We start from the raw sequence: 22416 nt of genomic DNA on the forward strand, positions 1-22416 counted from the left end.
TTTGCAATTACAGGGCCTTGGTCAGCGAAACCACGAAGCGGTTCTTGTTGACGAAGCCGAAGTGGTTCTTCTTGTTGGCGCCGACGACGGCCGCGCCCAGCGACAGGCCGTCACCGAAGTCGTAGGCGCCGCCCACGCTGTAGTCGGCGTAGTTCGGCGTGCCTTCGACATCGCTCGAGAAGCGCGTGTAGCCGACCGAGGCCTTGAAGGTCACCTTGGGCGCCACTTCCTGGGCAAAAGCCAGGTTGAAGTAGCCGGTGTTGCGCCCGCCGTCGAAGCCGAAGTAGCGCTTCGACACGGTGTGCGAATATTTGGCCGTCAGCGGGCCGAAGCCGGCGGCGGCATAGATCTCGGTGGTGTTGGCCACCTTGCCGCCCGGGTAGACGTAGGTCAGTGCGCCCAGGTCCCAGGCCACGCCGCCGCCTTCGAACTTGTAGCCGGCGTAGAAATCGCTCTCGAGCGAGTTGCCGGGCACCCAGTCGACGCTGGAGTTCCAGTTGCCCACATACCAGCCGGTATCGCCGAAGCTGTAGTCGAAGCCGCCTTGCAGGGCCGGCTTGAAGGCCTTGGTGCGGCTCGCGTCCTGGTCTTGTCCACGGAACTTGTAATTGCTGGTCAGGCTGACGTTGGCGGTCAGCTGGGCGCTGGCCAGCATGGGCAGAGCGGCGGCAAAGGCGACACCGATGGTCTTGATCCAGGCACGGGACATGAGGCTCTCCAGTTGTAAAAATTTTCGACAACCGGTGAAAAGCATGAACTGTGCCAAGGCAAGTAGGTCGAAGCCGCCACGGTATGCAGGCATTACCGGAAAGACATGGACTGGACGCATTGCACCCTATTGGTGCGCAAACAGCCCGGATTCCCCCCATGGCGCTGCACCAAAATGGACAACGCACCAGGCTTGCCGTGCCATGTCACGGATTCAGGGATGCCAGCGCGAAGTGCGCACCGCCGAGGTGCCCGTGTTCCCGGCGGTTCCAGCCAATGCATACGACAGCTGGTTGGCCGTGGCCAGCAGCGTCTGCGCCAGCGACTCGAGCTTCTGAACCGGCAGGCGCGAAGCCGGGCCGGAGATGCAGACCGAGCCGAACAGCCGCCAGTGCATGCCGAAGACCGGCGCGGATACGGTGGCCACGCCCTGCTCGCGCTCACCGATGGAGTAGTGGTAGCCGCGCTCGCGGATCTGTTCATAGAGCGCCCCGGGCTCGCCTGAGAAGGCCAGGATGACGCGCCCGGGCGAGCCCTTGTCCAGCGGCAGTTCCTCGCCCATGCGCGCGTGGTGGCGCAGCGCCTGCGGCCCCTCGACACGCACGATGCAGGTGCGCGCATTGCCCTCGCGCACATAGAAGGCCGCGCTTTCGCCGCACGCCAGCGTCAGCGCGCGCAGCGCCGGCTCGAGCACGTTCTGCACGTCGAAGCCGGCCTTGTAGCGCGCGCCCAGCCAGCCCGCGGCCGGCCCCAGGCGCCAGTCGCCGTCTTCGCGCTGCACCATGTAGCCATGGTGGGCCAGCGTGCGCGCCAGCCGCAGCACGGTGGTCTTGTGCAGCTGGCAGCGCCGGCTGAGCTCGGCCAGCGACAGATGGGATTCGCCCAGCGCATAGGCCTCGAGCAGCTGCAGCGCGCGCGCCACCGCGGTCACGAAGCCATTGGAGGCAGCCGGCTCGCCCTCCGGCCCGGTCATTTCGGACATGGGTGCCAAGACCGCGGGACGGGCGTTGCGGAGCTTCTTCACTGGCGGGGGATGTGGGGTGTCGTCGGGCTTCATCGTGCAATGTGTTTCATCGTGCGAAACGGCATTGTATGCGTTGAAACGTTTTTTTAAACTGCGCTTCCATTGCCGGCATGCACCGCGGCAACCCATAAATACATCGACGGAGACAAGACAATGGCATCGACCACGCGTTTTCATGCATTCGCCGCGCAGCTTTGCGCCGCCACCCTGGGCCTGGCTGCCGCCGCCCTGCCCCTGGCCAGCGCCCAGGCACAGGCTGCCTACCCCTCCAAGCCGGTTCGACTGATCGTGCCCTTTCCGCCCGGCGGCGGCACGGACATGATCGCGCGCACCGTGGCACAGAAGCTCACCGACCTGAACAAGTGGACCGTGGTGGTGGACAATCGCCCCGGCGCCGGCGGCAACCTGGGCGTCGATGCCGCCACCAAGGCCGCACCCGATGGCTACACCCTGGTCATCGGCCAGACCAGCAACCTGGCGATCAACCCCGCGCTCTACCCCAAGCTGCCCTACGACCCGATCAAGGACCTGACGCCGGTGGCGCTGGCAGTGTCCTCCCCGGTCGTGCTGGTGACGGCGGCCAGCTCGCCCTACAAGAGCTTTGCCGATGTCGTGGCCGCGGCCAAGGCCAGGCCCGATGGCATCACGCTGGGCTACTCGGGCAACGGCACCGTGTCGCACCTGGCCGGCGAGCTGGCCCAGCATGCGGCGGGCATCAAGCTGCGCCACGTGCCCTACAAGGGCGCGGCGCAGGCCATGACCGATGTCGTGAGCGGCCAGATCGACCTGTACATGTCGACCATTCCCACGCTGATCGGCCAGGTGCGCAACGGCAAGATGAACGCCATTGCCATCACCTCCAAGGCGCGTTCGACGCAGTTGCCCAAGACCCCGACGCTGGCGGAACTGGGCTACAAGGACTTCGAGGCCGTGAGCTGGTTCGGCGTGCTGGCGCCCGCGGGAACGCCGCCGGCCATCGTGCAGCAGCTCAACAAGGCCATCAACCAGGCGCTGGCCCAGCCCGACGCCGCCGAGCGGCTGCGCTACGAGGGCGGCGAGATCCTGGGCGGCTCGGCGGAAAGCTTCCAGCAGCTGCTGAAAGCGGAAATCCCGCGCTGGGCCCGGGTCGTCAAGGAATCCGGCGCCAGCCTCGACTGAGGCGCTGCCCGCAGCGCTCCTGCCCCATCCCTACAGATCACAGGACATGCCCGCGCGCATGTCCGCGGGCTGCGCATTCCCGCCCTCTGCGCCCTCTCCATTTCCACCGGACGAAGCACCATGAACCAACTTCCAGAAATCATCCGCGACATCGAGCGCGTGGCCCCCGACGTCGTAGAGAAAGCCGGCACTTTCCAGGCAGCGATCCTGGCCGACGTCGCCGGCCGCCGCGGCACCATGCACGGCCGCGTCGCGCCCGTGCACCAGGACATGAAGGTCGCCGGCCCGGCCTTCACCGTGGAAGTGCGCCCCGGCGACAACCTGATGATCCACGCCGCGATCGCGCTGGCGCAGCCCGGCGACGTGCTGGTGATCGATGGCAAGGGCGATCTCACGGCGGCGCTGATGGGCACGCTGATGCTCAGCGCCTGCAAGAAGCGCGGCCTGGCCGGCGTGATCGTCGATGCCGCCATCCGCGACAAGCTGGAAATCCTGGACCTGGACTTCCCGGTGTTCAGCGCCGGCTTCAACCCTGCGGGCCCGACCAAGTACGTGCCCGGCCGCATCAACCACCCGGTCTCCGCGGGCGGCACCGTCGTCAACCCCGGCGACCTGGTCGTGGGCGATGCCGACGGCGTGGTCGTGATCGAGCGCGCCAAGGCCCCGGGCCTGATGGCGCTGGCCGACAGGAAGGTGGCCGACGAAGCTGCGCGCATCGACGCCATTTCGCGCGGCGACACCGCCTCCAAGTGGCTGCCCGCCGCGCTGCGCGCCGCCGGCGTGCTCAAGGAAGGGGAAGCGCTGTGAGCAGCATTCTCGTCACCGGTGCCGACCTGGCACCGCAGGCGCTGGCGCTGCTGGACGGCTATGACATGGTCTATGCCGGCAAGACGCCCACCGAGGAAAGCCTGATCGCGCTGTGCCGCGCGCACAACCCGGTGGCGATCATCGTGCGCTACGGCGGCGTGGGCGCGGCCATGATGGATGCGGCGCCGGCGCTGAAAGTGATCTCCAAGCACGGCAGCGGCACCGACACCATCGACAAGGTGGCGGCCAAGGAGCGCGGCATCGAGGTCGTGGCGGCGCTGGGCGTCAACGCCGCGGCCGTGGCCGAACAGACCATGGCGCTGCTGCTGGCCTGCGCCAAGTCGGTGGTGGCGCTGGACGCGCGCATGCGCGCCGGCCACTGGGACAAGGCCACGCACAAGAGCCTGGAACTGGGCGGGCGCACCGTCGGGCTGGTGGGCCTGGGCGCGATCGGCCTGCGCTTCGCGCGCATGGCCGACGCCATGGGCATGCGCGTGATCGGCTTCGATCCCTATGCGCGCGACCTGCCCGAATACGTGCAGGGCGTGGCGCTCGAAACGCTCTGGCGCGAATCCGACGTGATCTCGCTGCACTGCCCGCTCACCGCCGACAACCGTGGCCTGCTGAACGCCGAAACGCTGGCGCGATGCAGGCGCGGAGTGATCGTGGTGAACACCGCGCGCGGCGGCCTGATCGATGAAGCGGCGCTGCTGGCCGCGGTGCGCTCCGGCCAGGTCATGGCCGCGGGCCTGGACAGCTTTGCCGTCGAGCCGATGACCGCCGGCCACCCCTTCCAGGGCGAGCCGCGCATCGTGCTGAGCCCGCACATCGGCGGCGTGACCAGCGATGCCTACGTGAACATGGGCCTGGGCGCCGCGCGCAATGTGCTGCAGGTGCTGGAGCGCGCCGCCGCACCAGCCCATTGAACCCAGGGCCGCGCCGGGGTGCGCGCGGCGCGGCCCCATCCATTCCTCCGGAGACAAAACCATGCATGCTCTCGCCAAGACCCTGATTGCCACCTGTGCCCTGGCCGCCGCCACGGTGCACGCCGCCTTTCCCGACCGCCCGATCACCATCGTCGTGCCCTACGCGCCCGGCGGCGCCGCCGACGCGGTAGCGCGCCTGGTGGCGACGCACATGGGCCCCAAGCTGGGCACTAGCGTGATCGTCGAGAACCGCGCGGGCGCCAGCGGCACCATCGGCGTCAGCTCCGTGGCCAAGGCGCCGGCCGACGGCTACACCATGCTGTATGACGCCACGCCCTATTCGATCAACCCGCACCTGTTCGCCAGGATGCCGTATGCCGCCAATGCGCTGCAGCCGCTGTCGCTGGTGCTGCAGGCGCCGAACGTGCTGATCGTTCCCGCCAACTCGCCGCTCAAGAACGTGGGCGACCTGATCGCCAAGGCCAAGGCGCAGCCGGGCAAGCTCAATTTCGCCTCGGGCGGCAGCGGCACGGTGCAGCGCCTGGCGTCCGAGCTGTTTCGCCAGCAGCTCAAGCTGGACATGGTGCACGTGCCCTACAAGAGCGGTGGCCCGGCCATTGCAGACGTGATCGGCGGCCAGGTGGACTTCATGTTCAGCACCGTCGCCGCGTCGCAGTCGCTGGTGGCGGGGGGCAAGCTGCGCGCGCTGGCGGTGTCGTCGCCCGAGCGCAGCCCGCGCCTGCCCGACGTGCCCACCGTGGCCGAGACCGTGATTCCCGGCTACGAGGTCTTCGAATGGAACGGCATGTTCCTGCCCGCGGGCACGCCGCCCGCGGTGGCCGGCAAGCTGCAGCAGGCCGTGGTGGAGGTGCTCAAGGAAGAAGCCGTGCAGCAGCGCCTGGCCGACATCGGCGCCAAGCCCGTCGGCTCCACGGCCGCGGAGTTCGCCAGCTTCCTGGCCAAGGAAGACGCGAAATGGGGCGAGGTCGTGCGCAAGGGCGGCATCAAGCTGGACTGACAATGCGCGGGGCCGTGCCGCCGCCCGCGCCGGCTTCCGAGATCGAGAAGGAAAGTGCTCCCATGTTTCTGCTGCAAGCTCCCCGGGTCCGAGACCTGGAATTGTTCACCACGATGCCTGAATCGCTGCGCCGCCGCGAGCGCAGCGACTGGTCCGATGCCAACCGCGGCGGCGCGGTCACCGACTCCTTTCTCGAGGGCCCGGTGTTCGATGCGGCCGGCAATCTCTATGTGAGCGACATTCCCTGGGGCCGCATCTTCCGCATCGACGCGCAGGGCGCATGGAGCCTGGTCGCCGAGTACGACGGCGAGCCCAACGGCATGAAGTTCCTCGATGCCGGCACGCTGCTGATCACCGATTACAAGAACGGCTTGATGCGCCTCGACGTGCACAGCGGCGCAGTCACGCCCTATCTGGAGCGGCGCAACAGCGAGCGCTTCAAGGGCGTGAACGATCTGGTCTTCGACGCCGGGGGCAACCTGTATTTCACCGACCAGGGCCAGAGCGGCCTGCACGACCCCAGCGGGCGCCTGTACCGCCTGCGCCCGAACGGCCAGCTCGACCTGCTGCTGAACAATGTGCCCAGCCCGAATGGCGTGGCGCTGTCGCCCGACGGCCGCGTGCTGTATCTGGCCGTCACGCGCGGCAACTGCGTCTGGCGCGTGCCGCTGCTGCCCGACGGCAGCGTCGCCAAGGTCAGCCAGTTCTTCACCTCCTACGGCCCGAGCGGCCCGGACGGCCTGGCGGTCGATGCCGAGGGCCGGCTGCTGGTCGCCAACCCGGGCCTGGGCTATGTGTGGGTGCTCAACCACCGCGCCGAGCCGGTCGAGGTGCTGCGCGGCGCAGCCGGCAGCTCGACCACCAACCTGGCCTTTGGCGGCGTGGACCGGCGCACGCTGTATGTGACGGACTCCACCCATGGGCGGATCCTGCGCTCGACGCTGGAGGTGGCGGGGCTGGCGCTGCACGCGGGGCGTGCGGGCCAGGGGCAGCTTTCCTACAGGTCCTGCTAGGTTCCGCCCACATCCGGGACCCTTGTGGCGGCACACAGTGCATTCATTGCCCGCCGATGCCCGGCAGGCTGACTGCCCTCGTGATGGCGCCTGGCCGCATGCACCTGCGGCCAGCCATTCATCACCAACCCAGGAGGAATCGATGAACGCCACAAAAACCACCCCACTCGCCGGCTGCAGGATGCTTGCCCTGGCTTCGATCGTCGGCGCCGCGATGGCGCTGTCCGCCTGCGACCGCAACGAGACGCCCAATTGGAAAACGGAAGCTCCCCAGACGGGTACCCAACAGTCGCCATCGCCTGACGCCGGCACCGGCACCGGCACCAATGCCACAGGCTCCGACACCACGGACGGCGGAAAATTCATCAACGGCCCGACCACCGGGTCGGGCGTCGAAACCGGGCCCGTCCCCATCCCGGGCACGACCGGCGCGGGCACGGGCGGCACCGGCACGGCCGGCACGGACGCGGGCACCTCGCCGGGTTCGGCCAACAGCACGCCGGCCGGCGACGGCACCTCGCCGGGGTCGGGCGGCATGCCCGGCAGCGGCACCGGCAATACGGCCCGCTGACGCGCCGCAGGCGCGCCTGGCAGCAGCGCGCCTCGCGCCCGCGGCGGGCCTGAGGCGCGGCAGTGATCGGCCACCGATTCGACAACAGGAGTCGCTGTGCAAACAACCAACAAAGACGTGATGCAGGAATCGGCGCGGGTGGTGGACGAGAAATCCGACATCCCCGATGGCCCGAACGTGGGGCCCAGCCCGCAAGAGCATCTGGCGGCAAAGGGTATCGTGAAGCCGCCTGCCGAGCCAGCGGAGTTGCCGGGCGGCGCGGACAAAGGCTCCGAAGCCGGCGCTGCGGCCACGCGCAGCTAGTCAGCAGCCACCGGCAGCCTGGCAGTCACCTTGATCTCGAACTGGAAACCATAAAGCCAGGTCACGCCCACCCCTGTCAGCGTCGGGTAGGGCGCTTCGCCCCAGAATTCCGGCACGATGCGCCAGATGGTCTCGAAGTGGGCTTCGGGATCCACCACGAAAACCGTGACATCGATCACGTCCTCGAAAGTGCAGCCGGCAGCTTCCAGCACCGCATTCAGGTTGGCAAATGCGCGCCGCACCTGGGCCTCGAGCTCCGGCTCGGGTGAGCCGTCCTCGCGGCTGCCGACCTGGCCGGAGACAAACAACAGGCCATTGGCGCGCACCGCCGGCGAATAGCGGTTGCGTTCATACAGCGCCTGGCGGCCCGCGGGGAAAACGACATCGCGTTGCGTCATGGGTTTCTTTCTTCAATGGAGAGGAAACCGACTTTAGGCACCTCGCAGGCTTCGATAAACCAGCAAGCCTGTCCAACACTGTTCGTAGAATCCAAACAATCTTCATTGGATCCGGAGTTCGGATGGACCGTTTCGACGCCATGCAGGCCTTTGCCCGGGTGGTGGAAACCGGCAGCTTCACCAAGGCCGCGATGACGCTGCACATGAGCAAGACCAGCGTCACGCAGCTGGTGCAGCAGCTCGAAGCGCGGCTGCGCGTGCGCCTGCTGCATCGCACGACACGCAGGGTCAACGTGACCGCCGACGGCGCGGCCTATTACGAGCGCGTGGTGCGCGTGCTGGCCGATGTGGACGATGCCGAGACCAGCCTGTCGGGCGCGGCCGTTTCCCCGCGCGGCCGGCTGCGCGTGGACGTGCCCAGCCCCTTTGCGCGGCTGATCCTGGTGCCGGCATTGCGCGACTTCCATGCGCGCTATCCCGATATCCAGCTCGATCTGGGCGTCAGCGACCGCATGGTGGACATCATCGGCGAGAACGTCGACTGCGTGGTGCGCGGCGGGCAGCTCACCGACCAGTCGCTGATGCACCGGCATATAGGCGACCTGCAGCTGGGTGTCTACGCCGCGCCGGAATACCTGGCGCTGGCCGGCAAGCCGCTGCATCCGCATGAACTGCAGGACACGCATCACCGCATCGTCGGCTTCCACTGGGCCCGCCACGGCAGGGCCGCGTCCTATGCCATGCACTGCGCGGGCGAGAGCATCGAAGTGCGTGGGCGCCACGCGCTCTCGGTCGATGACGGCAACGCCTATCTGGCCGCCGGGCTGGCGGGCCTGGGCGTGCTGTGGCTACCCGAATACATGGCTGCAGCGCACCGGCAAAGCGGCGAGCTGGTGGCGCTGTTCGAGGACTGGCAGCTGGAGCCGATGCCGCTCTATCTGGCCTTCCCGCCGCATCGGCATGTGAGCGCCAAACTGCGCGTGTTCATGGACTGGGTGGCGGCGCTGATGGACGGGCTCGCACCCGTGGCGCGGCATGCCGGCAGGTAGCTGGGCCCCTTGCCGCCCTGCCCCGGGCAAGGTCATGGGATCCTGAGGCCGCATCTGCCCGCGTGGCAAACTGTTTCGCGCCCGGAACAGCCCCGCCCCCTTGCGTGTCACTCCCATGAGCCTTGCCCTCGTTCAAAGCCGCGCCCTGCTCGGGCTGCATGCGCCGCAGGTCACGGTGGAGGTGCATCTGGCCAATGGCCTGCCCTGCTTCACGCTGGTGGGCTTGGCCGATGTCGAAGTCAAGGAAGCGCGCGAGCGCGTGCGCAGCGCGCTGATCAATGCCGGGCTCGAATTTCCCGGCAACAAGCGCATCACCGTCAATCTCGCGCCTGCCGACCTGCCCAAGGATTCGGGGCGCTTCGATCTCCCCATTGCCATCGGCATCCTGGCCGCCAGCGGCCAGATCGACGCGCAGCGGCTTGCCGGCTGGGAGTTCGCGGGCGAACTGTCGCTGTCGGGCGAGCTGCGGCCGGTGCGCGGCGCGCTGGCCACCAGCCTGGCGCTGCACCAGCAGCGCGAGCAGGTGCTGCAGGTGCTGCCGCCGGGCAGCGCCGAGGAGGCGGCCTGGGTGCCCGAGGCGCAGGTGTTCTGCGCGCGCCATCTGCTGGACGTGGTGCAGGCCTTTGTGCCGCGCCACGCGGACGACGAGGATGCGGCATCCGCCGGCTGGCAGCGCATGCCTTGCCAGCCGCGCGAGACCCATGCAGGCAATGCCGAGATGGCCGAGGTCAAGGGCCAGGCGCAGGCCAAGCGCGCGCTGGAGATCGCGGCGGCGGGCGCGCACAGCCTGCTGCTGATCGGCCCGCCGGGCGCGGGCAAGTCGATGCTGGCCCAGCGCTTTGCCGACCTGCTGCCGCCGATGTCGGTCGACGAGGCGCTGCAGACCGCGGCGCTAGCCAGCCTCAGCGGGCGCTTCGATGCGCGGCGCTGGGCGCAGCGGCCCACGGCCAGCCCGCACCACACGGCCAGCGCCGTGGCGCTGGTCGGCGGCGGCTCGCCGCCGCGCCCGGGCGAGATCTCGCTGGCGCACCACGGGGTGCTGTTCCTCGATGAATTCCCCGAGTTCAGCCGCGCCGCGCTGGAAGCCCTGCGCGAGCCGCTGGAGACCGGCCGCATCAGCATCGCGCGCGCCGCGCAGCGCGCCGAGTTTCCCGCGCGCTTCCAGCTGGTGGCGGCGATGAACCCCTGCCCCTGCGGCTTCTGGGGCTCGGCGCTGCGGCGCTGCCGCTGCACGCCCGACCAGGTGGCGCGCTACCAGGGCAAGCTCAGCGGCCCGCTGCTCGACCGCATCGACCTGCATGTCGAAGTGCCGGCGCTGCCCGCGGCGCAGCTGCTGGCGGCGGCGCCCGCCGAAACCACGGCGCAGATCCGCGCGCGCGTGGCAAAGGCCCATGCCGCGGCGCTGCGGCGCCAGGGCGCGCCCAACCAGCAGCTGCAGGGCCGCGCCATCGACCAGCACCTGCGGCTGGCATCCGCGGCCAGCGATTTCGTGCAGGCCGCCGCCGCGCGCCTGGGCTGGTCGGGGCGCAGCCTGCACCGCGTGCTCAAGGTGGCGCGCACGATTGCCGATCTGGCGGACAGCGCCGGCATCGAGACGCCGCATGTGGCGGAGGCGGTGCAGTACCGGCGGGCGCTGCTGCAGGCGCAGTAGCAGCCTTGCTGGCGCATGCCCGGAACCGGCACCGCCTCGAACCGGCATTCGCACCAACTGCTGGATACGCCACGCGGCTGCGCTCACATCACCCTATCCAAGGCATCGCACTCTCCGGCAACAGAGGCGCCGGGATAGCGTTGATACCGTTGACAGTCCATTTGCTTGAAGTCTATAAAGTACAGAATACAAGATAGGAGACAAGATGGAACGTTTTGCACGCGAGGTGGTGATTGTGACTGGCGCGGGGCGGGGCATCGGCCTGGCCATCGCGCAGCGTTTCATGGACGAGGGCGCCTATGTGGCCATCGCGGACAACCAGGCCGAGGTACTGGAGCAGGCCCAGAACACCCTGGGCCACCGGGAGCGCCTGCTCGCCATGGTGTGCGACGTGTCCAGCGCGCAGGATGCGCAACGGCTGGCGCAGCAGACGCTGCAACGCTTCGGGCCCGTCGGCGTGCTGGTCAACAACGCCGGCATCTCGCCCAAGCATGCGGGCGTCAAGGCGCCCATCGCCGAAATGGACGAGGCCGAATGGCGCCAGGTGCTGGACATCAATCTCACAGGCGCGTTCCTGTGCTCGCAGGCCTGCCTGGAACAGATGAAGGGGCGCGGATTCGGGCGCATCGTCAACATCGCCTCGCAGGCCGGGCGCACGCGCACCGACATTGCCGGCGCGCATTACGCCGCCTCCAAGGCCGGCATGATGGGCCTGACCCGGGTGCTGGCCACCGAGCATGGCCGCGACGGCATCACCGCCAACGCCATCGCGCCGGGCCGCATCGAGAGCGCCATGGCGGCTGCCGCCGGCGCCGCGGTCAACGCCGCCTATCTGGAACGCATTCCCGTCGGCCGGCTCGGCACGCCGCAGGACATCGCCGCTGCCGCCGCCTTCCTGGCCAGCCGGGAAGCCGGCTTCATCAGCGGCGCCACGCTCGACGTCAACGGCGGCACCTTCATGATCTAACCACCGCGCATTCACCACCACGAGGGCTGCCAAAGCCCCGCATCCACCGGAGACAAAGCCATGAACAGGATCCTTCAAGTGTTGGCCGCGGCCACCCTGGCCGCCAGCGCGATGAGCTTGCCGCTAGCGGCCGGCGCGACCTATCCCGAGCGCGAGATCAAGCTGGGCGTCGGCTACGGGGCCGGTGGCGTGGGCGACGTCTCGGCGCGCCTGCTGGCCAAATCCATGGAAAAGGAGCTGAAGCACCCCATCATCGTTCTCAACCGGCCCGGCGCCCAGGCGACCCTGAACCCGGCGCAGCTGGCGCGGCTCGAGCCCGACGGCTACAACGTCGGCGTGCTGACCTTCGCGCCCATGGCCATCGTGCCGCACATGCTGCCGGTGACCTATACCGCCAAGGACTTCATCTTCGCCGGCGCCTTCGGCCGTTTCCAGTACGGCCTGGCCGTGCGCGCCGACTCGCCCTACAAGACGGTCAAGGACCTGGTGGAAGCAGCCAAAGTCAAGCCGATCTTCTTCGGCGCACCGGGCGCGCCCAACAACATCGCCCTGTACGAGCTGGGCCGCAAGAGCGGCGCGCGCTTCGAGCAGGTGCTGTACAAGTCGGGCAACGACACCGTGCTGTCGCTGATCGCCGGGCAGACGGAGGTCATCATCCAGACCCCGTCGGAGATCATGCCGCACGTGCAGTCGGGCAAGCTGCGGCTGCTGGCCTCGGTGAGCCCCGCGCGCTGGCCCGACCGGCCCGACATGCCCACCGTGAAGGAAAGCGGCTATGACGTGGAGATCGAGTCCTGGATGGGCCTGGCGGTGCCCAAGGGCACGCCCGCACCCATCGTCGAGCGGCTGCAGGGCGCGATGATGACGGCCATGAAGGACAAGGACGTGCTGGACGGGTTCAAGCGCATGGGGCTCGATGCCGTCACCATGACCGGCCCCGAATACGCGCGCATGATCGACGAGGGCTACGTCGCCATGGGCAAGGCCCTCAAGGAAGCCGGGCTGACCGGCAAGCAGCCATGAGCGCGGCCATGGGCGCCCTGAGCGGCATCCGGGTGCTGGACCTGAGCCGGGTGCTGGCCGGCCCCTGGGTCGCGCAGATGCTGGCCGACTTCGGCGCCGACGTGATCAAGGTCGAGCGCGCGGGGGTGGGCGACGAATCGCGCACCCAGGGCAGCCGGCCGGCGCAGCGCGCGGGCCACAACACCGAGGACAGCTCGGGCTTCAGCGCCGTCAACCGCGGCAAGCGCTCCATCGAGCTGGACCTGTCCCTGCCCTCGGGCCAGGAGGTGGCGCGGCGCCTGGCCGCCGAATGCGACATCCTGATCGAGAACTTCAAGACCGGCGACCTGCAGCGCTACGGGCTCGACTACGCCACGCTCGGCCGCATCAACCCGCGCCTGGTCTACTGCTCGATCACCGGCTTCGGCCAGACCGGGCCGTACCGCCAGCTGCCGGGCTACGACCTGATCTTCCAGGCCATGAGCGGCCTGATGAGCGCCACGGGCGGGCCGCACGACGCCCCGGGCGGCGGGCCGCAGCGCGTGGGCTACCCGATCTCCGACGCCACGGCCGGCCTGTACGCCACCATCGGCATCCTGGCCGCGCTGCGCTGGCGCGACACGCCCGGGGGCAGCGGGCAGCACATCGATCTGGCGCTGCTCGATGCGCAGATCGCCGCCATGACGCTGGTGCCCACCAATTACCTGATCGCGGGCCAGCTGCCGCAGCGCGTGGGCATCGCCTCGCAGATGAGCTGCCCCTACCAGGCCTTCGACTGCGCCGACGGGCAGCTGGTGGTGGCCGTCAACAATGCCAAGCAGTTCACTGCCATGTGCCGCGTGCTGGGCCTGGAGCATCTGGCGCAGGAGCCGCTCTACGCCAGCAATGCGCTGCGCGTGGCGAACCGCGCCAGCCTGATTCCGCCGCTGGCCGAGGCCATGGCGCGGATGCCGGTGGCCGAGTGCCGTGCGCGCCTGTCCGACGCCGGCGTGCCCTGCGGCCCGCTCAACGATATCGGCCAGGTCTTCGAGGACGAACAGGTACGGCACCGCGGCCTGCGCCAGCAGGTGGCGCATCCGGTCAAGGGCATCACGCCGATCGTGGCGAATCCGCTCAAGTTCTCGGCCTCGCCCGTGGCCTACCGGCGCGCGCCGCCGCAGCTGGGCGAACATACCGCCGAGGTGCTGCGCGAGCTGCTGGGCATGGATGAAGCCGAACTCTCCGACCTGCGCGCCGCCGGCGGCGTGGGCAGCTCCGACCTGGCGCGCCAGAGCGCCGGCGATACGATGAAAGTGACTTCATGAAAGCCATGCTCTGCCGCCGATACGGCCCGCCGGACAGCCTGCAACTCGAGGACGTGCCCAGCCTGCAGCCCGGGCCGCAGCAGGTGGTGATCGGCGTTGCCGCCGCGGGCGTCAATTTCCCCGACACGCTGATCATCCAGGGCAAGTACCAGTACAAGCCCGAGATGCCTTTTTCTCCGGGCGGCGAGGTGGCCGGCACCATCCTGCGCGTGGGCAGCGAGGTCACCGGGCTGCAGCCAGGGGACCGCGTGCTGGCGCCGCTGGGCTGGGGCGGCTATGCCGAGGAGGCGCTGGCCGAGGCCTGGCGCGTGCTGCCCATTCCCGGGGAGATGGACTTCGACACGGCGTCGGCCTTTGCGCTGACCTATGGCACCTCGCACCATGCGCTGAAGGACCGCGCCCGGCTGCGGCCCGGCGAGACCCTGCTGGTGCTGGGCGCCGCCGGGGGCGTGGGGCTGGCGGCGATCGAGATCGGCAAGGCCATGGGGGCGCGCGTGATTGCCGCTGCCTCCAGCGACGAAAAGCTGGCGCTGTGTGCCGAACACGGCGCCGACGCGCTGATCCACTATGGCCGCGACGACCTGCGCGCCCGGATCAAGGAAATCGTTGGCGACCGGGGCGTGGATGTGGTCTATGACCCGGTGGGCGGCAAGCTCAGCGAGCCGGCGCTGCGCAGCATCGCGTGGAACGGACGCTTCCTGGTGGTCGGATTCGCGGCTGGCGATATACCATCCATCGCGCTCAACCTGCCGCTGCTCAAGGGCTGCGCCATCCTCGGCGTGTTCTGGGGGGCGTTCGCACGCAAGCAGCCCGAGGACAACGCGGCCAACATGCGCGAGCTTTTCCAGTGGTTCCGCGAGGGGCGGGTGCGGCCGTATATCTGCGCGCGATTCCCGCTGGAGCAGGCGGCGCAGGCGATGGAGCTGGTGGCTGGCCGCGGGGCAAGGGGGAAGGTGGTGATTACGGTGGGATCTTGAGGACAGGCCATTCATCCTTCGATCCTTCGACAAGCTCAGGATCAGGACGAACGGTTTTTTACCGCTCGCCCTGCGCTTGCCTCGGCGGCCCCGTCGAAGGGCGTTTCAAGGCAGGGCGGTCAAGATGAAAACGCTCTAGGCGCTTTCCGCCTGCGCCTGCGCATCCGCGCGCAGCGCATTCACCACCGGCTCGCCGCCGCGGATGATGTCCTGCGCCACCGCCTGCGCCGCGAGTTCGGGATCGCGCGCCTTCAGCGCGGCCAGCAGGCCGTCATGCTCGTGGGTCTTCGGCAGCGGGACGGTGTCGCGGTAGATCAGGTTGAGATAGGGGCCGGTGCGCACCCACAGCGACTCGATCAGCGCCACCAGCTCGGCGCGCCCGCTCAGGGCGTAGATGCCGAGGTGGAATTCACGGTTCAGCCGCATGGTGCTGCGGTAATCGCCGCCGCGCTTGGCGACCATCATCTGCCGGTGCAGCTTGCCCAGCGCCACGAGATCGGCGTTCTTCACGTTCTCCGCCGCGCAGCGGCAGGCCAGGCCCTCGAGCGCGACGCGGATGTCGCGCAGCTCGATGTAGTCGTCCGCGCTCAGCACCGGCACGGTCACCGACTTGTTGCGGTGCATCGTCAGCGCGCGCTCGGCCACCAGTTGCAGCATGGCTTCGCGCACCGGGGTCTGGCTCACGCCCAGGCGGTCGATCAGCGTGCGGGCGCTGAGTTTCTGGCCCGGCAGCAGCTCGCCGTTGGCCAGTGCGCTGCGCATGAATTCATACACCTTGGTCGACAGGTTCGTGTGTGCAAGGCGCTCCGAGGCTTCGTGCGCGTTATCGCTGGCGGACAGGATCATTTTCAAAAAGTGTTCAAAGGGTTTGGCCAATTGAATCACACGCACAGCCAAGGGGTCCAAGGCGGCGGTTCTCCACTGGGTCACTCCGGGTTGACATATTCTATAGTTTATAGAATTATTCGAAGCATTCTACTAGGAGACACGCCGTGAACGACATCGCTTCCGCTCCCGTTGCATCCCTGGATGCGCTCGATCCCACCACCCGCCGCGCCACGCGCTCGCGCGGGCTGGACTACCGCGATACCGTCGCGCACCGCATCGCCCAGGGCCTGCAGCGCCACGGCGTGACCTGCCTTTTCGGCCAGAGCCTGCCGTCGATGGTGCACCTGGCCGCGCGCGAGCTGGGCCTGCAGCAGATCGCCTACCGCCAGGAGAACACCGGCGGCTACATGGCCGATGCCTATGCGCGGCTCACCGGCAAGGTGGGCGTGGTCACCGCGCAGAACGGCCCCGCCGCCGCCCTGCTGGTGGCGCCGCTGATGGAGGCGCTGAAGGTGTCGGTGCCGGTGATCGCGCTGGTGCAGGACGTGGCGCGCGACCAGACGGACCGCAACGCCTTCCAGGAAATCGACCACGAGTCCATGTTCCGCCCCTGCAGCAAGTGGGTGCGCCGCGTCACCGATGCCAGGCGCATCGACGACTACCTGGACATGGCCTTCGTGGCCGCCACCAGCGGCCGGCCCGGGCCTGCCGTGCTGATGCTGCCCGCCGACCTGCTGCTCGAGCCCGCGCCCCCCGCCAGCCATCGTGCCGCCTCGCTGGGCCACTATCCGCTGGACCGCGCCCTGCCCGGCAGCGCCGACCTGGATGCCGCCGCGGCCCTGCTGGCCGGCGCCGAGCGGCCCGTCGTCATTGCCGGCGGCGGCGTGCACCTGTCGGGCGCCAGCGCCGAGCTTGCACGTCTGCAGGAGGCCGCCAGCCTGCCCGTGGCCACCACCGTCATGGGCAAGGGCAGCGTGGACGAGCGCCATCCGCTGTCGCTGGGCGTGGTCAGCTACTTCACCGGGCCCAACGGCGGCGCGCGCTATCTCAAGCAGATGGTCACGGGCGCCGATGTGGTGCTGCTCGTGGGCAACCGCACCAACCAGAACGGCACCGATTCCTGGAAGCTGTACCCCGAGGGCGCGAAATTCATCCACATCGACGTGGCGCCCGAGGAAGTCGGCCGCAACTACGAAGCCATGCGGCTGATCGGCGACGCGCGGCTGACGCTGGCCGCCCTCACCGAGCGCCTGGAGACGCTCGACCTGGGCAAGCGCCATGCCGCGCGCGCCGATGTCGAGGCCACGATCCGCCAGGGCCAGCAGCAGCATGTGCGCGAGGTGGCGCGGCTGGTCGAGAGCGATGCCGCGCCGGTGCGGCCGGAGCGCATCATGGCGGAGATCGACAGCCGTCTGCAGGGCGACAGCGTGGTGGTGGCCGATGCCAGCTACTCCTCGATCTGGATCGCCAACTACCTGAAGTCGCGCCGCGCGGGCATGCGTTTTCTCACGCCGCGCGGCCTGGCCGGGCTGGGCTGGGGTTTCCCGATGGCCCTGGGCGCACGCGTGGCGCAGCCCGAGGGGCATATCTTCTGCGTCGTGGGCGACGGCGGCTTCGCCCATGCCTGGGCCGAGCTGGAGACCGCCGTGCGCATGAAGCTCAAGGTGGTGCTGGTGGTGCTGAACAACGGCATCCTGGGCTACCAGAAGCATGCGGAGAACGTCAAATTCGGCGCCTTCACCGATGCCTGCGAATTCGCGCCGGTGGACCATGCCGCGCTGGCCCGGGCCACCGGCGCGCATGGCGTGCGCGTGGAGCAGCCGGGCGAACTGGGCGCGGCGCTCGACGAGGCTCTCGCGGCCGACGGCGTCACGCTGATCGATGTGGTGACCGACCCGGACGCCTTCCCTCCCGTCAGCTGGTACGAGGTGGTCTGAGATGCTGGCATTGCGCAAAACCGCCCCCGCTCCCGGGCTGTCGCTCGACGAGGTGCCCGAGCCCGGCCGGCCTGGCCCGGGCGAAGTGCTGATCGAGGTGGCCGCGGCCGGCATCTGCGGCTCGGACGTGCATGTCTACGAATGGACCGGCAGCTACGAGTTCATGCGCCGGCGCCTGCCGGTCATCCTGGGCCACGAGTTCTGCGGCCGCATCGCCGCCGTCGGGCCCGATGTCCCGGGCCTGGCGCAGGGCGATCTGGTGTCCGCCATTCCCACCATCGGCTGCATGAAGTGCGCGGCCTGCGCCGGCGGCTTTGCGCAGCGCTGCGAATCGCGCCGCACCATCGGGCTGACCAGCGACGGCGCCTTTGCGCGCTTCGTGCGCGTGCCCTGGCTGGCGTGCATCCCCCTGCGCGAGGGCACCGACCCGGTGCTGGGCGCGCTGATGGAGCCGCTGTGCGTGGGCGACAACGCCGCCGAGGTGGGCGCGGTGACCCATGGCGACACGGTGCTGGTGCTGGGCCCCGGCACCATCGGCCAGGCGATCGCGCGGGCCGCTGCCTGGCGCGGCGCCACCACGGTGGTGGTGGCAGGCCTGAACGACGGCGCCCGGCTGCAGACCGCGCGCCAGATCGGCGCCACGCACACGCTGGATCTGGCGCACACGCCCGATCTGGCCAGCGCCTTTCTGGCGGCCACCGGCAACCGCATGGCCGATGTGGTGTTCGAGGCCACGGGCCATCCCGCCAGCATCTCGCAGGGGCTGTCGGTGCTGCGCAAGGACGGCATCCTGGTGACGGCCGGCATCCATGCCCAGCCCGCGTCCATCGACCTGACGGCACTGGTGCGCAACCGCCAGCAGATCCGCGGCGCCCATGCCTCGCAGCGCCGCGGCTGGGAGGTGATGGCGCGCCGCCTGTACGAAACGCCCGAGGCCGTGCGGCCCTTTGTCTCGCTGGTGATGGGGCTGGACCAGGCCATCGAGGGCTTCGAGCAATCGAAGGCGCGCGGTGTGTCCAAGGTGGTGCTGCAGCCCGGCCTTGCCATGGAGGCTGCATGAACGCCGACGCGGGAGAAATCCTCTACGAAGTGCGCGACGGCCATACCGCCGTGCTGACCCTCAACCGGCCGCAGGCGCGCAACGCCGTCAACGGCGCCGTGGCCGCGGCCATGGAGGCGCTGGTGGAGCGCACCGAGTCCGATCCCGAAATCCGCGCGGTGGTGCTTGCCAGCTCGCATGCGGAGGTGTTTTCCGCCGGCGCGGATCTGAAGGAGATCGCCGCCGGCCGGCGCGCCAGCCTGCGCACGGAACGCGGCGGCTTTGCCGGCCTGGCCTTTGCGCGGCGCGACAAGCCATGGATCGCCGCGGTGGACGGCAAGGCCCTGGCCGGCGGCTGCGAGCTGGTGCTGAGCTGCGACATGGTCGTGGCCTCCACCGCTGCCAGCTTCGGCCTGCCCGAAGTATTGCGCGGGCTGGTGGCCGCGGCCGGAGGCCTGTACCGGCTGCCGCGCGCGCTGCCCCCGAATGTCGCCCTGGAGCTGATCGCCACCGCCCTGCCGATCGACGCGGCGCGCGCCCACCATTTCGGTTTCGTCAACCGCCTCACGGCGCCGGGCGAGGCGCTGCAGGAGGCGCTGCTGCTGGCGCGCCAGATCGGCGCCAATGCCCCGGTGGCGGTGCGCGAGAGCCTGAAGGTGGCGCGCGCCGCGCTGGACCGCATCGAGCCCGAACTGCGCCAGCGCAGCGCCGAGGCCATGGCCGTGGTGGCGGCCAGCGAGGATTACCGCGAAGGGCCGCTGGCTTTCATTGAAAAGCGCGCGCCGCGGTGGAGGGGGCGCTGAGGGCCCGATTGCCCGCTGGGCGCCCCCGGCAAGGGCATTTTCATCTTGACCGCCCTGCCCTGAAACGCCCTTCGACGGGACCGCCGAGGCAGGCTCAGGGCGAACGGTGGGGTTATCCGTTCGTCCTGAGCTTGTCGAAGGATGACGGGCTGCTCAGCACGAAACTGCCATAGGCGCCCCCGGCTGGGCGCCCCCCACCTTCAAACATTGAGAAAATTCAACCCCAGCCCGGGCCGCTCCCACTCCATCGCCACCAGCCGCCCGGTGGAGGACAGGGTGATGAAAGCAGTCTGCAACGAAGGCCCGCCAAAGCACAGATTGGTGGTCATGGCGTCGGGCATGGGAATGTGTTCGATGTGCGCGCCGCAGGGCGACACCACCGTGATGCCGCCGTTCGAGAGCGTCGCCACGCAGATATTGCCGGCGCTGTCCAGCGCCAGCGAATCCAGGTTCTGGTAGCCCGGCAGCCCCGCCACCAGCCGCCCGCCCTGGGGCGAATGCGGCCAGGGCTGGGGCTTGATCTCGCCCGGCGCGCTCAGCTCGAAGGCCCAGATCCGACCGGTGAAGGTCTCGGCCACATAGAGCGTGCGTTCATCGGCCGACAGCCCGATGCCGTTGGGCGACCACAGCGGGAAGATGATCTCGCGGATGGAGGAGCCATCGGCCCGGGCGTAATACACGCTGCCCCGGTCCACGTCGCGCGCCCGGGTCTTGCCATGGTCGGTGAACCAGAAGCCACCCTGGCGGTCGAACACCAGGTCGTTGGGCCCGCGCAGCGGTCCGCTTTCGCTGCGCTCGTAGAGGCGCTCGACGCGGCCGCTGGCCAGGTCCACGGTCTCGATCCAGCCGCCGGTGTAATCGTCCGCCTGCCCGATCGGGCGTATGCCGTGCTCGGCGCTGTCATGCCACTTGAAGCCGCCGTTGTTGCAGATGTAGACCTTGCCATCGGGCCCGAGGGCCGCGCCGTTGGGCCCGCCCTGCAACTGCACGATGCGCTCGACGCGGCCATCGGTGCCCACGCGCGTCAGCGTGCGGCCCTCGATCTCCACCAGCAGCAGCGAGCCGTCGGGCATGGCGATCGGGCCTTCGGGAAAGCGCAGGCCTGCGGCTATTTCCTGGATTCGAACGGTCATTGCGCGTCTCCTTGGGGTTCACGGGATTCGACGACCGCGCTCAGTGGCGAGGTCAGCTGATCGAAGCGCAACTCCAGCGAAGTCATCACGTCGATGACGGTGGGCCGGCCGCTGGCCAGCGCCGCCTGCAGCGCCGGGCCCAGTTGGGACGGCTCATGCACCCGCACGCCCTCGCAGCCCATGCCGCGGGCAATGGCGGCGTGGTCGAAGTCGCCCAGCGTCGTGGCAAAGGGCCCGCGCGAATGCAGCGACCAGCCCAGTGCCTGGTTGTTGAAGATGATCACGACGATGGGCAGCGATTGCTCGACGGCGGTCATGAGCCCGTTCATGGTCATGGCGAAGCCGCCGTCGCCCACCACCGCCACCACCGCGCGCTCGGGGTGCACCAGCTTGGCCGCCAGCGCCGCTGGAATGCCGTAGCCCATCGGGCCGGCGCCCGCCGCCTGCAGGAAGGCGCCCGCCGAGCGCGTCTGGTAGCAGTGCGTCATGAAAATGCGGTTCTCGCCCGCGTCGCAGGTGACGATCGCATCCTCGGGCAGATGCGCGTGCATCTCGGCGATGATGCGCTGCGGCATCAGCGGCGCGGCGTCGGACTGGTAGGCCGGCGCGTTGAAATGCCCATGCCGCGCGCGGTGGCCGGCCACGCGCTGCTGCCCGGCAAACGCGGGCATGCCGCCCAGTGCCTCGCCCAGCTGATCGAGCACCGCGCCGGCATCGCCCAGCAGCACATGCTCCGCCGGGAAGGTCCAGGAGGCGTTGCGCGTCTCCACGTCGATCTGCACGAAGACCTGGCGCTCCGGGTCGAGCAGCAGCGGGTTCTCGCGCACGGTGTCAGAGGCCGTGAGCTTGGAGCCCACCACCAGCACCAGGTCGGCCTCGGCCACGCAGGCATTGGCGCCATCGGTGCCGAAGGTGCCGAACACCCCCAGTGCCAGGTCATGGGTCTCGGCCAGCACCCCCTTGCCCGAGGGCGTGGTGACGACCGGCACCCCGCTGCGCTCGGCAAAGCGCTGCAGCGCTTCGTAGGCGGCGGCCAGGCGCACGCCGTTGCCGGCGACGATCACCGGCCGGCGCGCGGCGCGCAGCGCTGCCGCGGCCTGTGCCACCGTGCGCGGATCGGCCGCCGCTGCCGGTGGCGGCAGGTAGTGATGCGTCGGATACAGCCGCGGCTCGGACTGCGGGCCGACCTCTCCGGTCAGCGCCTGCAACCCGAAGATCACCGCCACCGGGCCGGGCTGGCCGCTCAGCGCATGCTTGACTGCCAGCTGCGTCGCATGCACCGCCGAGGCCGGCTCGTGCACCGCGAACACCTGCTTGACCAGGCCGCCAAAGGCCTGGCGCGCATCCCAATTTCCGTACTCCCCCGTCCCCGATTGGTAGGGCGCATGCAGGCCAAAGGGCGGCGTGTCGCTGAAGTCCGTCAGCAGCAGCATCGGCGAGCTCGACAGCCGCGCCTCGATGGTGCCGACCAGGCCATTGCCCAGCACCCAGGGGCCCTGCCCCAGCACCACGCCCGGCTTGCGGGTGAGGCGCCCGTACACCTCGGCCATCACGGCGGCCAGCGACTCCTCGCGCACCAGCACCGTGCGGATGCTTTGCTGGCGCTGCTCGAGCGCCCCGAAGATGCGGCCGGTGTGGCCGCCGGAGATGCCGAAGACGGCGCCGATGCCGGCCTCCTCGAGGACTGCGGCAATGAGTTCCGGGCTGGGCCGGCTGTTTTTCAGACTGCGTTGGATGCTCATGGTTCGAAGTGGGTTGGGGCCCGGTTTGCCCTATTGACAGCGCTCGAAGCCGGGACCA

22 protein-coding genes are annotated in these 22416 nt (G+C 69.4%); 16 read left to right on the plus strand and 6 right to left on the minus strand.

Annotation, left to right across the window (positions count from 1 at the left end; all coding sequences use genetic code 11):
* Positions 1 to 7 precede the first annotated feature (7 nt).
* Together M9799_RS07730 and M9799_RS07735 are read right to left on the minus strand one after the other, a co-directional pair.
* Positions 8 to 709, minus strand: a complete 702-nt coding sequence (locus M9799_RS07730) for a TorF family putative porin (RefSeq protein ID WP_231043014.1) — start codon at positions 707 to 709, stop codon at positions 8 to 10.
* A 213-nt stretch (positions 710 to 922) separates the two neighbouring features.
* Positions 923 to 1681, minus strand: a complete 759-nt coding sequence (locus tag M9799_RS07735; RefSeq protein WP_231043245.1) for an IclR family transcriptional regulator — start codon at positions 1679 to 1681, stop codon at positions 923 to 925.
* 204 nt (positions 1682 to 1885) lie between these two features.
* Here M9799_RS07735 and M9799_RS07740 point away from each other — a divergent pair, with 204 nt between their 5' ends.
* The 7 genes from M9799_RS07740 to M9799_RS07770 all read left to right on the plus strand — a co-directional run bounded on the left by M9799_RS07740 (position 1886) and on the right by M9799_RS07770 (position 7528).
* The gene (locus tag M9799_RS07740) at positions 1886 to 2890 is read left to right on the plus strand and encodes a tripartite tricarboxylate transporter substrate binding protein (RefSeq protein ID WP_231043013.1); all 1005 of its coding nucleotides are present in this window, start codon (positions 1886 to 1888) and stop codon (positions 2888 to 2890) included.
* A gap of 120 nt (positions 2891 to 3010) precedes the next feature.
* Entirely contained in the window at positions 3011 to 3697 is a 687-nt protein-coding gene (locus tag M9799_RS07745) for an RraA family protein (RefSeq protein WP_231043012.1), read from the plus strand.
* Complete coding sequence (locus tag M9799_RS07750; RefSeq protein WP_231043011.1) at positions 3694 to 4623, plus strand: hydroxyacid dehydrogenase; 930 nt, start codon at positions 3694 to 3696, stop codon at positions 4621 to 4623. Before M9799_RS07745 ends, M9799_RS07750 begins: the two co-directional genes overlap by 4 nt.
* A gap of 61 nt (positions 4624 to 4684) precedes the next feature.
* Positions 4685 to 5641, plus strand: coding sequence for a Bug family tripartite tricarboxylate transporter substrate binding protein (locus M9799_RS07755; RefSeq protein WP_231043010.1), 957 nt, complete (start codon positions 4685 to 4687; stop codon positions 5639 to 5641).
* 62 nt (positions 5642 to 5703) lie between these two features.
* Complete coding sequence (locus M9799_RS07760) at positions 5704 to 6654, plus strand: SMP-30/gluconolactonase/LRE family protein (protein ID WP_231043009.1); 951 nt, start codon at positions 5704 to 5706, stop codon at positions 6652 to 6654.
* 142 nt (positions 6655 to 6796) lie between these two features.
* Positions 6797 to 7225 (plus strand): hypothetical protein, encoded by a 429-nt coding sequence (locus M9799_RS07765; RefSeq protein WP_231043008.1) that lies wholly within the window; start codon positions 6797 to 6799, stop codon positions 7223 to 7225.
* Positions 7226 to 7321: 96 nt separating this feature from the next.
* Positions 7322 to 7528 (plus strand): hypothetical protein, encoded by a 207-nt coding sequence (locus tag M9799_RS07770; protein ID WP_231043007.1) that lies wholly within the window; start codon positions 7322 to 7324, stop codon positions 7526 to 7528.
* Here the strand turns inward: M9799_RS07770 and M9799_RS07775 are convergent.
* Positions 7525 to 7926, minus strand: a complete 402-nt coding sequence (locus tag M9799_RS07775) for a RidA family protein (protein ID WP_231043006.1) — start codon at positions 7924 to 7926, stop codon at positions 7525 to 7527. The genes M9799_RS07770 and M9799_RS07775 overlap by 4 nt on opposite strands.
* A gap of 122 nt (positions 7927 to 8048) precedes the next feature.
* On the opposite strand from M9799_RS07775, the gene M9799_RS07780 reads away from it, so the two are divergent.
* The 6 genes from M9799_RS07780 to M9799_RS07805 all read left to right on the plus strand — a co-directional run bounded on the left by M9799_RS07780 (position 8049) and on the right by M9799_RS07805 (position 14876).
* Positions 8049 to 8975 carry a LysR family transcriptional regulator gene (locus M9799_RS07780; RefSeq protein WP_231043005.1) on the plus strand — a complete coding sequence of 309 codons (927 nt, stop codon included), beginning with the start codon at positions 8049 to 8051 and terminating at the stop codon, positions 8973 to 8975.
* Positions 8976 to 9090: 115 nt separating this feature from the next.
* Positions 9091 to 10626, plus strand: a complete 1536-nt coding sequence (locus tag M9799_RS07785; RefSeq protein ID WP_231043004.1) for a YifB family Mg chelatase-like AAA ATPase — start codon at positions 9091 to 9093, stop codon at positions 10624 to 10626.
* A gap of 205 nt (positions 10627 to 10831) precedes the next feature.
* Entirely contained in the window at positions 10832 to 11593 is a 762-nt protein-coding gene (locus M9799_RS07790) for an SDR family NAD(P)-dependent oxidoreductase (protein ID WP_231043003.1), read from the plus strand.
* Positions 11594 to 11653: 60 nt separating this feature from the next.
* Entirely contained in the window at positions 11654 to 12616 is a 963-nt protein-coding gene (locus M9799_RS07795; protein ID WP_231043002.1) for a Bug family tripartite tricarboxylate transporter substrate binding protein, read from the plus strand.
* Complete coding sequence (locus tag M9799_RS07800; protein WP_231043001.1) at positions 12613 to 13899, plus strand: CaiB/BaiF CoA transferase family protein; 1287 nt, start codon at positions 12613 to 12615, stop codon at positions 13897 to 13899. Before M9799_RS07795 ends, M9799_RS07800 begins: the two co-directional genes overlap by 4 nt.
* On the plus strand, positions 13896 to 14876 hold the full coding sequence (locus M9799_RS07805) for an NADPH:quinone oxidoreductase family protein (RefSeq protein ID WP_231043000.1): 981 nt from the start codon (positions 13896 to 13898) through the stop codon (positions 14874 to 14876). The genes M9799_RS07800 and M9799_RS07805 overlap by 4 nt, the downstream gene beginning before the upstream one ends.
* Before the next feature lie 135 nt (positions 14877 to 15011).
* Here the strand turns inward: M9799_RS07805 and M9799_RS07810 are convergent, their stop codons facing one another.
* Positions 15012 to 15722: a GntR family transcriptional regulator gene (locus tag M9799_RS07810; protein WP_231042999.1), complete on the minus strand. Its 711-nt coding sequence runs from the start codon at positions 15720 to 15722 to the stop codon at positions 15012 to 15014.
* Between the two features lie 179 nt (positions 15723 to 15901).
* On the opposite strand from M9799_RS07810, the gene M9799_RS07815 reads away from it, so the two are divergent.
* Genes M9799_RS07815 through M9799_RS07825 form a run of 3 tightly spaced genes read left to right on the plus strand, consistent with a single transcriptional unit; the run spans position 15902 to position 19483 of the window.
* Positions 15902 to 17641 carry an acetolactate synthase catalytic subunit gene (locus M9799_RS07815; protein ID WP_422688967.1) on the plus strand — a complete coding sequence of 580 codons (1740 nt, stop codon included), beginning with the start codon at positions 15902 to 15904 and terminating at the stop codon, positions 17639 to 17641.
* A 1-nt stretch (position 17642) separates the two neighbouring features.
* Complete coding sequence (locus tag M9799_RS07820) at positions 17643 to 18701, plus strand: zinc-dependent alcohol dehydrogenase (protein WP_263725814.1); 1059 nt, start codon at positions 17643 to 17645, stop codon at positions 18699 to 18701.
* Positions 18698 to 19483, plus strand: coding sequence for an enoyl-CoA hydratase-related protein (locus M9799_RS07825; protein WP_231042997.1), 786 nt, complete (start codon positions 18698 to 18700; stop codon positions 19481 to 19483). The genes M9799_RS07820 and M9799_RS07825 overlap by 4 nt, the downstream gene beginning before the upstream one ends.
* A gap of 200 nt (positions 19484 to 19683) precedes the next feature.
* On the opposite strand, the gene M9799_RS07830 is transcribed toward M9799_RS07825, so the two are convergent.
* Both M9799_RS07830 and M9799_RS07835 read right to left on the minus strand, forming a co-directional pair.
* Complete coding sequence (locus M9799_RS07830; protein WP_231042996.1) at positions 19684 to 20616, minus strand: SMP-30/gluconolactonase/LRE family protein; 933 nt, start codon at positions 20614 to 20616, stop codon at positions 19684 to 19686.
* The gene (locus tag M9799_RS07835) at positions 20613 to 22358 is read right to left on the minus strand and encodes a thiamine pyrophosphate-binding protein (protein ID WP_231042995.1); all 1746 of its coding nucleotides are present in this window, start codon (positions 22356 to 22358) and stop codon (positions 20613 to 20615) included. Before M9799_RS07835 ends, M9799_RS07830 begins: the two co-directional genes overlap by 4 nt.
* Positions 22359 to 22416 lie beyond the last annotated feature (58 nt).

The sequence above is a fragment of the Comamonas endophytica genome, from assembly GCF_023634805.2.
In the GTDB taxonomy this organism is placed as follows: Bacteria; Pseudomonadota; Gammaproteobacteria; order Burkholderiales; family Burkholderiaceae_C; genus Comamonas; species Comamonas endophytica.